Origin of the sequence: Gottfriedia acidiceleris, assembly GCF_050457485.1 — a bacterium.
Lineage (GTDB): Bacteria > Bacillota > Bacilli > Bacillales > Bacillaceae_G > Gottfriedia > Gottfriedia acidiceleris_D.
Window position 1 is genome coordinate 506962 of record NZ_JBCMJM010000001.1, and the last position, 10480, is coordinate 517441.

Sequence of the window (10480 nt, forward strand, 5' to 3'; positions counted from 1 at the left end):
TAATACGGCTAACCAAATAATATTGGCATTACTTTACATATAGCTGATACATTACGAAAAAGTGAGTCTTTAACGAATGGAGCTGAAAAAAATAAGATTGTAAAAATTCACATCCTCCAATAATATGATTAATGGACAAAAAACTTATTATTTGTGCTTGAAGCATTTCAGGAGGATACGGATGAAACGATTTATCGAAATAGACATCGCAAGGGGGGTAACTATATTTTTGGTAGTAATGGGACATACGGCTATTCCAATCTGGTTAAATAACATATTAAGAGACTTTAGAATGCCGTTGTTTTTTTTTGTATCAGGTTATCTTTTTAGTAGTCAGAGGTACTTAAATGATACGCGGATATTATGGATCAACAAATTTTATGCTTTACTAGTACCGTACTTTACAGCAGGGATCTTATCTTATTTTTACTGGTTAATTTTAAACGCAGTAAACCCTTTAAAATTTGAATTTTTATGGTATAAACCTCTTGTTGGCATTTTTTATGGAAATGGAGTTAATGGATGGTTAGGATATAATGCACCTATATGGTTTTTAGTTTGTTTATTTTGCGTTCAATTACTCTATTGTTACTCTCAAAAAATCATTGGCGGATTTAGAATATACATACAAATAGGTATTTACTTAATTTTAGGGTATGTTGGCTATGCGATAAGTCGTTTTGTATTTTTACCGTGGGGATTAGATATCGCTTTGGTCGCTCTTTTATTCATGCACTTTGGGAATAAATTTAAGTATTATCAATTATTAAATAAACTAAAACCATTTGGTATTGTATCAATTTTATCTCTCATAATATTCGGAATTGCTACGTATTTTAACAATGCCGATATGAACTACAGGATTTATGATAACCTTTTTGTATTTTATACAGCTGGCATTTCCGGAAGCGTAGCAACACTTTCGATTGCTAAATTATTGTCTAAAATGAAATTTCCGACAAAGTTTTTTACCTTTCTAGGTAGAGAATCATTAATCATTTTAATTTTCCATGGTGGATTTGCAATTGCTACCTTGAAATTTATCGATATTCTTTTTGTTAAAGGAACTATACATTGGACATTATACTTTGCATTTGGATTAATAATTTCAATCTCACTATCGGTTTTCATTAATAAAATCCCAATTTTAAACAGATTACTAAACGGGAAGGGAAAACTAGTCATTACAGAAAATACCATTAGTCAACTAAAGGCATCATAATAAAACCCTAAAGAAAAAATAAGTACGAACTTTAAACAACAATTTCAATAAAAAAGCCCTGTTCAGTATGGAAGTGGGGGTTTTTGGAGAAATTATAATTAACCCTCTTCCATTTTGTGAAATTGTTGATTTCGTAACTGAAATTGGTTTCTTCCGTAAATTCTTGTTTTTCTAGGAAATTTAAAAAAGTAATACATTGATCGATAGACCAAGAATCAGGTATTTTCTTTTCTTTCTTTTGTACTTTCGCTTTTGCTAAAGGGGAACTTGATTTACTCATTACATGCAACTTGTGCTTCTTTTTTAGTTTTAAACCCACTATAGTTTTTTGTCTTCGTTTTCCTGTTATAGGATCTCTACCTAAATCAACGGAAAATCTCCAAAATCGCTACGTTTTTTCATTACCTCATAAACATTATAGTTATCTAATCAAAGTTATCCGAAACTCAAAATATGGTAACGATTGGCTAATTGATTAAAACGCTTCTGCGCATAAAATGTAAAACATTGTACATCCCATTCCTAATTTTAGTGCTGTTACTGCTACTTCAGTAACGGATACTGCAACTGCAGCTAACCACACATTATCACTTTTCATTGATGGGATATTCTCACAAGAATTAACAAGTGGATCCTTTAGCTTCAATTGCAATGTCTACAATTGGTTCTAAGATGTTAATAATAATAGCAACTAATCAGGCAAGACTCAAAAAGTATATGAGGTTGCTGTCGTTAAAATTGCTTAAGATTAATTAATCGTAAAAGAAAAACTAAAATACAAGTCAGCCTACTGATGTAGATAATTCATTTTTGGTGACATGAACGCAAATATGCCTAATTTATAGATAATAACGCTCCGTATCTTAATAAGGTACATATCATTATTTTTCTTTGTACATTAATATTTCTGTATCCATTATCAATACAGTGTATTTTTGTTATATAAATCATAATTTACATTCTAAATGGATAAAAATAAACATGTTTAAAAAAAGAAAATAGAGGAAGTAAGTATTAAATGAAGGTACTATAATGAATCGTAAATTGAATGTAAGCGGTTTTCAATTATTATGTATGATTTTTATGTTTATTAATGGTACATCGCCACCAATTGAAATATATTCTTTAGCCAAGCAAGATGCATGGATGAGTTTATTATTAGGACTTACTGTGGGGTGTCTAATATTTCTTGTATATATAAAGTTATATTCATTTTTTCCTGATGTACCATTTACCAAATATATACAATATATTTTAGGTAAATATATTGGAAAACTGTTAGCTCTAATCTATATATTATATTTTATTTATATAGGTGCACGAGTTTTGCGTAATTTTGAGGAGTTAATGGTGATTACTCTTTACAATGCTTCATCACGTATTTCAATTGGAATATTAATGATGATTATAGTCATATATGCAAGTTATAAAGGAATTGAAACATTTGCACGTTCGAATGAATTTATTTTTTTATTTATAATGTTTCTTATGTTTATAATTATTGGATTAGAAATTATTTCTGGTTTAATCAAAATTAATAATTTAAGACCTGTAATAGAAAGTGGATGGAAACCTGTGTTAAAGGCAACCCCGATATTAGTTGCAAATCCTTTTGGAGAGATATTTACATTTACTATGATTTTGCCATATTTAAATAAACAAAAGAAAGTAGTACAAGTAGGAGTAACATCATTACTATTTTCTGGGCTTATATTGACTTTGTTTTCAATGTTAAATACTTCCATATTGGGTATTTCTGAAATAGAAAGAACCATATATCCACTTCTTACAGCTGTTAGTTTTATTAGTATTGCTGACTTTATTCAAAGATTGGATACCTTTATTATAGTGATTTCCGTATGTAATTATTTCGTGAAGATTACTATCTATTTCTATTGTGCGGTATCAGGAGCAGCAGATTTATTTGGCATTAAGGAAAGTAAGCAATTAGTTTATCCTATTTCCGTTATAATGTTGGTTTGTTCAATGTGGATGACAACGAATTATGTTGCATTACGTAATCAAGCAAGGGATGTTGTCCCCTTTTTACTACAAATTCCTCTTCAAATTATAATCCCAATTTGTTTAATAATAATAGTGCTAATGAAAAGGAAACTAAAATACCCATCCTTATAAAAGAAAATCCCTGGATTTTGAATTGCATGCCAAATGCTAGACGCCGTTTAACATTTGGAAGCGCATTTATACAACAGTTAAGTTACTCTAAGTAAAGGTTATTTGATTAGGATTTATTGCAGACATTTTTTGTTGGATAAGTTGATTGGAACGAAAGGATGCTCGACTCCTATGGGATAAGCGGGAAGNNTGGAAATCAACATCACTCTACTCCTTTTACGAAAATTTATTGACAGGGGTGTTTTTCATCAGCGTGAGACCACATTTTTGTGGTCTTTTTCTTTTGCTCAAAATCAATATTTGAATTTAACAGAGTCTTATTTTTAGTAGGAAAAATAGTGAACTGGTAGTAATCAATTTGGATAGACCTCGTGTTTTTTCGATTTGGACATAAATCATTAATACAATTAAAAAAGCAATGACTGGAAAAACCTAGTTCAAATTGATGAATACTTGAAAAAAACTTATTAATACAATACCTAAGAACTTCTAGTTAATATAAATTTTAAGATAAAAAACTAATTGCTCCATTCATTCACCAGAGATTTAAAGGTACGAATAATAAAACGAAAATTATAAACAAACCCAACATAAAGAACCCCCTTAATATTCTGAACATTTATGCCAGTTTTTGTGGATTAGGTTATGAAGAGTTAAATAAGTTATATGAGAGCAAAAATAAAAAGAAGAACGTATTCATGTTTTTCACTACTTGCGAATCAAGAAAAAAGAAATTAGAAGAAATAGCTTGGAAAAATGATGTAGTTTGTGATGTGTATGTAGGAGAGGGGGAATAAGATCATTCAATTGTTACCTCGACAAAAAAGACTCCTAGAAAAATTTAGGAGTCTTTTTTGGGGTTCACACACTTTACAGCCTCACACCAACAAAAATCACATTTTGTTCACATTTCGTTCACGAACTTATAAAAATTTAAATTAATTATATTGAAATAAACAATGATATAATTGAGCAAAATATTATTAAATGAACTATTTGATTTATAGGGTCATAAGGAATACTTATTACAAATGATAAGTTACTTGTTATTTACTTATGATATACATTGTAATAATATATTATTGTAAGGTATTGAAAAGTTTGGATATAAAATATATTCAGACATTTTTTGCTTAATAGGGGGAAGAAAACATGGGGAAAAATGACGTTTTCCAATCTCGTTCGACATTTACTGCGAACGATAAAACTTATCATTATTATCGCTTAAAAGCAATTGAGGAAGCTGGAGTAGCTAAAATCGGTAAATTACCTTATTCGATTAAAGTGTTACTAGAATCAGTTCTTCGTCAAGTAGATGGAAGAGTAATTACAAAAGATCATGTTGAAAATTTAGCAAAATGGGGAACAAGCGAGCTACAAGATGTAGATGTTCCGTTTAAACCTTCTCGTGTTATTTTACAAGACTTCACAGGTGTTCCAGCTGTAGTTGACTTAGCTTCATTACGTAAGGCTATGGCTGATATGGGTGGAGACCCTGAAGTAATTAATCCAGAAATTCCAGTAGATCTAGTAATTGACCACTCTGTAATGGTTGATAAAGCTGGTTCAGTGGATGCATTAGATTTCAATATGGATTTAGAATTTTCTCGTAACGAAGAGCGTTACCAATTCTTAAGCTGGGCTCAAAAAGCATTTAATAACTATCGTGCAGTTCCACCAGCAACTGGTATCGTACACCAAGTTAACTTAGAATACTTAGCAAATGTAGTACATGCAATTGCAAATGAAGATGGTGAAGTTGTTGCATTCCCTGATACATTAGTGGGTACTGACTCACATACTACTATGATTAATGGTATTGGTGTATTAGGTTGGGGTGTAGGTGGTATTGAAGCTGAAGCAGGTATGCTTGGTCAACCATCATATTTCCCAGTTCCAGAAGTTATCGGTGTTAAATTAATCGGTGCTTTACCAAGTGGAACAACTGCAACTGATGTTGCGTTAAAAGTTACTGAAGTTTTACGTAAAAAAGGTGTAGTAAATAAATTTGTTGAGTTCTTTGGACCAGGTTTACAAAGCATGCCTTTAGCAGACCGTGCTACAATTGCAAACATGGCTCCTGAATACGGTGCAACATGTGGATTCTTCCCAGTTGATGCTGAAGCACTTAACTACTTACGTTTAACAGGTCGTTCTGAAGAGCAAATTCAATTAGTTGAAGCTTATTGCAAAGCTAATGATTTATTCTATACAGCTGACTTAGAAGATCCTACATTTACTGATTTAGTAGAAATCAATCTTTCAGAAATTGAATCAAATCTTTCTGGTCCAAAACGTCCACAAGATTTAATTCCATTATCTGAAATGAAAAAAGCATTCCAAGCAGCAGTTTCTGCTCCAATGGGTAATGCAGGATTCGGTTTAACTGATGAAGCAATAAATAAAGAAGTAAACGTTAAATTTGAAAACGGTACTGAAACAACTTTTAAAACAGGTGCAGTAGCAATCGCAGCAATCACAAGTTGTACAAATACTTCAAACCCGTACGTTATGTTAGGTGCTGGTTTAGTAGCTAAAAAAGCTGTTGAAAAAGGTTTAACAGTACCTGCTTATGTAAAAACTTCATTAGCTCCAGGATCTAAAGTTGTTAGTGGATATTTACAAGAAGCTGGATTAATTCCTTTCTTAAATCAATTAGGATTTAACATTGTTGGTTATGGATGTACTACATGTATCGGTAACTCTGGTCCATTAGCACCTGAAATGGAAACAGCTATTGCTGAAAATGATATGTTAGTAACTTCTGTACTTTCTGGTAACCGTAACTTCGAAGGACGTATTCACCCTCAAGTTAAAGGTAATTACTTAGCATCACCACCATTAGTAGTTGCTTACGCGTTAGCAGGTAATGTAAATATCGACTTCTCAGTTGAGCCAATCGGTCAAGATAAAGATGGAAACGATGTATTCTTAAAAGATATTTGGCCAACATCTGCAGAAGTTCAAGAAGTAGTTGCATCTACAGTTACTCCTGAATTATTCAAAAAAGAATATGAAAGAGTATTTGAAGATAACAAACGTTGGAACGAAATTCAAACAACTGATGATTCTTTATATAAATGGGATAGCGAATCAACTTATATCGCAAATCCTCCATTCTTTGAAGGATTATCAAAAGAGCCAGGCGTAGTTAAACCATTAGCTGGTTTAAAAATCGTTGGTAAATTCGGTGATTCAGTAACAACTGACCACATCTCACCAGCTGGTTCAATTGGTAAAACAACTCCTGCAGGACTTTACCTACAAAGTAAAGGTGTTAAACCTGTAGACTTTAACTCATACGGTTCTCGTCGTGGTAACCACGATGTAATGATGCGTGGTACATTTGCTAATATCCGTATCCGTAACCAAATCGCTCCAGGTACAGAAGGTGGATACACTACTTACTGGCCAACTGGCGAAGTTATGTCAATTTATGATGCAGCAATGCGTTATAAAGAAGATGGTACTGGATTAATGATCTTAGCTGGAAATGACTACGGTATGGGAAGTTCTCGTGACTGGGCTGCTAAAGGAACAAACCTTTTAGGTATCAAAACTGTTCTTGCTGAAAGCTTCGAACGTATTCACAGAAGTAACTTAGTATTAATGGGTGTTTTACCACTTCAATTTAAAGATGGCGAAAATGCTGAAACATTTGGATTAACAGGTAAAGAAGTATTTGCTGTTAATGTAGATGAAAATGTTAAACCACGTGATCTTGTTAAAGTAAATGTAACAAAAGAAGATGGCACAACTGTAGAGTTTGATGTAGTTGCTCGTTTCGACAGCGAAGTTGAAATCGACTACTACCGTCATGGTGGTATCTTACAAATGGTATTACGTGATAAATTAAATAATTCTAAAGTAACTCATTAATTTGTATAGAAAGCACGGTCTTTATTAGACCGTGTTTTTTTGATTTATTTTGGGGAAATGGTGTTGCGATTAAAACTGTTGAATCGCAAAAATAAATTGAAGGCATCACAAATAAAAAACAGAAATAGGAAATAAAAATCAAAAGTCACAATTAAAATCCGAATATCAGTAATCAATTAGACAGAAACGATCAGCCATACACCAAAATGTACGAAATGGATAAAAAAATTACGAATTAATAGGGCATTCCTGTTAAAAATATAAAAAAGTGGATTTATATTAAGATAATTTGAATGGAAAATAGTATGTAAAAGAAAATCCAAAGAGATATTGTCTAAGAACATATGTGAGCTTGTTCCACTTTTGTATTTATTATGGTTAAATAGAGATAGTTCATTAAAAGGGTGATTTGTATGAAAAAAGTAATTCCTTTGCTGATACTATTAGTAGCGTTAGGATATTCAATTTTTCAATTATATGAGAAAAAAGAAGAAGAGAAAAAAGTCAGTAACAATAATGATGCTTATATTGCTTCAATTCAAAAATTAGGTGTTCAAGTTGGACAGCAGGCACCCGATATCCAATTGATGACTTTGGATGAAAAGAAGGTTAATTTGTCTTCATTCAAAGGTAAGAAAGTAATCTTAAACTTCTGGGCTACTTGGTGCCCTCCTTGTCAAGACGAGATACCAGTATTAGAGAAATTCCATAAAGAGCATAAGGATATTGAAATGATCGGTGTTGCGGATTATATTGGCGAGAAAAAGGATTTAAATTTTATTAAGAACTTTGTTAATAAAAATAGTATGAATTATCGAATTTTAATTGATGAAAACGGTGATGATTTTCGTAAATATGGTGTGATTTCAATACCAACTACATACTTTATTAATCCGAATGGAGAAGTAGTTTTTAAACAAATTGGACCATTAACTGAAAAACAATTAAATGCATTTTTAAAATAAGAAAAAATTTACTAAAATGTAAGAAAACTCTTTTTTTTGGCAATACTAACATAAAAAGAAGAGGTGATTGTTTTGAGAAAGAAAAGACATAAATCGTTTCAAGAATTGATTCTTGAAAATAAAAATTCTCTATTAAATGATGAAGAAGCTTTGAATAAAATATATGATCGACTAGAAGAACGTTTAGAAAGAAAAGCTAAAGCGGAGTAATTTAGTCATTTTGAAAATCGAATTTTGTTTATACAAGAGAAGGAATTATTTCCTTCTTTTTTTGTTGTCAAAATTGGTCATTTTTTAATTTCCTTTTACATATTTACAGCAACATAACTCATACTATCGCTAGGGGGCGATAAAATGGGAAATCCAAAAAAACATCCTAAAGATTTTGTACCAAATCATGTGGGTACTCAAAACAAAGCAGCTGGTGGGAATAAAGGTAAACAAATGCAATATAAAGATCCTACTGGTAAACAACCTATCGTAGATAACGGGTAAATAACCAAAACACAAAAACAAATTTTGAATTGGAGTGATTTTTGATGGAATATACAAATACACCGAAGCCAGATGATCGTAGTGATAATGCAAGAAAAATTCAAGAGAATATAAACAATACGAAGGAAAACATGAAAGAAGCAGAGGCTTCAATGAAATTTGGAAATGAACAAGATCGTCAAAATGCAATAGATAAAAATCAACGTCGCGAGGAAGCTATAACAGCATTAGAAAGTGAACTAAGAGACGAGCAAGCATTTAATAATACAAATGACTGATTAAAAAAATAAGCTAGGTATTTAGAGTTATCCTCGTAAATACCTAGCTTTTCCTTTATGCTCTTTTAACTATATTAAAATTAGCTTCAAGAAGCTCCCAATTTTGAATAAATGGTAATCCTAATTTCCAATACGATATCCCTCGTATATTCTCTTCTTTTATTAAGTTAAACTTGGCTTGAATTGATCTAGCATCTTCGAACCAAACTTCATGTTTTTGACCATTTGATTCTGTATATCGGAAATGAGGTGCTTTAGCTTTGTTATCAAAAAGGATTTCGTTTGTCATTTGAATTGCTAAATTTGTCGCAGCTTCAGCACTTAATGCTTTAGCCATCGTACCTTGTTTAAATGGAACCTTCCAGTCAAATCCATATAGATTTTGACCCATTACAATTTTTGGTACAGGAATGACGGTCTTTGCATAGTTGATTACTTTACGAACTTGATCGATCGGTGAAACGGCCATAGGAGGACCGCCTTGCCAGCCCCAATCATATGTCATGATTACAACAAAGTCGACAACTTTACCTATGTTAGCGTAATCATGAGCTTCGTAAAATCTACCTTTTTGGTTTGAACTTGTTTTTGGGATTAAAGTAGCACTCAATATGAATCCTTGAGGTAGCCTTGATTTTACTTTATTTAAAAAATTAATATAAGCTACACGATCAGTTGAAGCAACATCTTCAAAGTCTATATTTACTTCTCTAAATCCGTATTTATTAGCAGTACTAATAATTGTATTTATCAGTTTATCTTGAACTGCTGGACTTTGTAATATATCGGTTGCTAGTGATGTTGAAAACTGTCCATTTTCAAGATTAGAGACAACCATCATATAAATACAGCGATTATCCTTTGCGATTTGAGGAATGTTTCCAAGTGGCGGTTCTGATAGTGTACCATCTCTTTTTGCATCAAAGCTAAAATGTGCTAAATAGGTTAAAAACTTACTTTCTGTTCGAGCCGATTCTTCAAGAGCTGGTTTTATTGGGTTTGAAGTAGGTTGTAAATAGCCAATTGATTCGATATTTCTTTTTTTCCGTGGTGGAAGATGTAGCTTTTGACCGACATTTAATGAAGCATATGGACTAATTCCACTTAAAGTTGCGATTTGACTTGAAGTTACACCATAGGTTAAAGCTAAATCATATAAATTATCACCGGGTTGAACAAAATATTCGTTTCCAGTAGTCGGTACAACAAGCGATTGACCTTTAATTATTTTATAAGGAGCTACAAGAGCATTAGAATTAATGAGTGCTTGGCGTTCAACTCCATAAAAATCTGCAATACTCATTACTGTTTCTCCACTTTTTACAACATGAATTTGCATCAAGTTTATCTCCTTCCATTAAACGTAGATATTCGTCTCTATTAAATATATGCCAAAGAGTTTGGATTAGAAGAGGATAGGTGGAAAAGCAAATTGAAATTGATTTTGATAATAAAAAACCTAGCCAAAGCTAGGTTTCAGACTGCTGACAAACGCTCGCTTTCTT

10 protein-coding genes and 1 pseudogene are annotated in these 10480 nt (G+C 31.9%); 7 read left to right on the plus strand and 4 right to left on the minus strand.

The window, feature by feature from the left end:
- The first annotated feature begins 181 nt into the window (after nucleotides 1–181).
- Complete coding sequence (locus tag ABEY15_RS02385; protein ID WP_429888193.1) at nucleotides 182–1222, plus strand: acyltransferase family protein; 1041 nt, start codon at nucleotides 182–184, stop codon at nucleotides 1220–1222.
- 31 nt (nucleotides 1223–1253) lie between these two features.
- On the opposite strand, the gene ABEY15_RS02390 is transcribed toward ABEY15_RS02385, so the two are convergent.
- From ABEY15_RS02390 to ABEY15_RS02400, 3 genes and pseudogenes are all read right to left on the minus strand, one after another.
- Nucleotides 1254–1502, minus strand: a complete 249-nt coding sequence (locus tag ABEY15_RS02390) for a hypothetical protein (RefSeq protein WP_429888195.1) — start codon at nucleotides 1500–1502, stop codon at nucleotides 1254–1256.
- Nucleotides 1498–1604, minus strand: a pseudogene (locus ABEY15_RS02395) (Arm DNA-binding domain-containing protein); the annotation flags it as partial. The gene ABEY15_RS02390 and the pseudogene ABEY15_RS02395, both read right to left, overlap by 5 nt.
- 93 nt (nucleotides 1605–1697) lie before the next feature.
- On the minus strand, nucleotides 1698–1868 hold the full coding sequence (locus tag ABEY15_RS02400) for a hypothetical protein (RefSeq protein ID WP_429888197.1): 171 nt from the start codon (nucleotides 1866–1868) through the stop codon (nucleotides 1698–1700).
- A 386-nt stretch (nucleotides 1869–2254) separates the two neighbouring features.
- Here ABEY15_RS02400 and ABEY15_RS02405 point away from each other — a divergent pair, with 386 nt between their 5' ends.
- The 6 genes from ABEY15_RS02405 to tlp all read left to right on the plus strand — a co-directional run bounded on the left by ABEY15_RS02405 (nucleotide 2255) and on the right by tlp (nucleotide 8975).
- Entirely contained in the window at nucleotides 2255–3358 is a 1104-nt protein-coding gene (locus ABEY15_RS02405; protein ID WP_429888199.1) for a GerAB/ArcD/ProY family transporter, read from the plus strand.
- 1152 nt (nucleotides 3359–4510) lie between these two features.
- The gene (gene acnA, locus ABEY15_RS02410) at nucleotides 4511–7237 is read left to right on the plus strand and encodes an aconitate hydratase AcnA (protein WP_429888201.1); all 2727 of its coding nucleotides are present in this window, start codon (nucleotides 4511–4513) and stop codon (nucleotides 7235–7237) included.
- A gap of 413 nt (nucleotides 7238–7650) precedes the next feature.
- Complete coding sequence (locus ABEY15_RS02415) at nucleotides 7651–8202, plus strand: TlpA family protein disulfide reductase (RefSeq protein ID WP_429888203.1); 552 nt, start codon at nucleotides 7651–7653, stop codon at nucleotides 8200–8202.
- Between the two features lie 72 nt (nucleotides 8203–8274).
- Complete coding sequence (locus ABEY15_RS02420) at nucleotides 8275–8412, plus strand: FbpB family small basic protein (protein ID WP_082459651.1); 138 nt, start codon at nucleotides 8275–8277, stop codon at nucleotides 8410–8412.
- Nucleotides 8413–8556: 144 nt separating this feature from the next.
- Entirely contained in the window at nucleotides 8557–8697 is a 141-nt protein-coding gene (locus ABEY15_RS02425) for an acid-soluble spore protein N (RefSeq protein WP_069032371.1), read from the plus strand.
- A 44-nt stretch (nucleotides 8698–8741) separates the two neighbouring features.
- On the plus strand, nucleotides 8742–8975 hold the full coding sequence (gene tlp / locus ABEY15_RS02430) for a small acid-soluble spore protein Tlp (RefSeq protein WP_429888205.1): 234 nt from the start codon (nucleotides 8742–8744) through the stop codon (nucleotides 8973–8975).
- A 55-nt stretch (nucleotides 8976–9030) separates the two neighbouring features.
- Here tlp and ABEY15_RS02435 read toward each other — a convergent pair whose 3' ends face one another.
- Nucleotides 9031–10317 carry a glycosyl hydrolase family 18 protein gene (locus ABEY15_RS02435; RefSeq protein WP_429888207.1) on the minus strand — a complete coding sequence of 429 codons (1287 nt, stop codon included), beginning with the start codon at nucleotides 10315–10317 and terminating at the stop codon, nucleotides 9031–9033.
- Between the last annotated feature and the right edge of the window lie 163 nt (nucleotides 10318–10480).

Coding starts and splice junctions, on each gene's coding strand:
- ABEY15_RS02385 (WP_429888193.1), top strand. CDS start 182: ATGAAACGATTTATCGAAATAGACATCGCAAGGGGGGTAACTATATTT.
- ABEY15_RS02390 (WP_429888195.1), bottom strand. CDS start 1,502: ATGAGTAAATCAAGTTCCCCTTTAGCAAAAGCGAAAGTACAAAAGAAA.
- ABEY15_RS02405 (WP_429888199.1), top strand. CDS start 2,255: ATGAATCGTAAATTGAATGTAAGCGGTTTTCAATTATTATGTATGATT.
- acnA (WP_429888201.1), top strand. CDS start 4,511: ATGGGGAAAAATGACGTTTTCCAATCTCGTTCGACATTTACTGCGAAC.
- ABEY15_RS02415 (WP_429888203.1), top strand. CDS start 7,651: ATGAAAAAAGTAATTCCTTTGCTGATACTATTAGTAGCGTTAGGATAT.
- ABEY15_RS02425 (WP_069032371.1), top strand. CDS start 8,557: ATGGGAAATCCAAAAAAACATCCTAAAGATTTTGTACCAAATCATGTG.
- tlp (WP_429888205.1), top strand. CDS start 8,742: ATGGAATATACAAATACACCGAAGCCAGATGATCGTAGTGATAATGCA.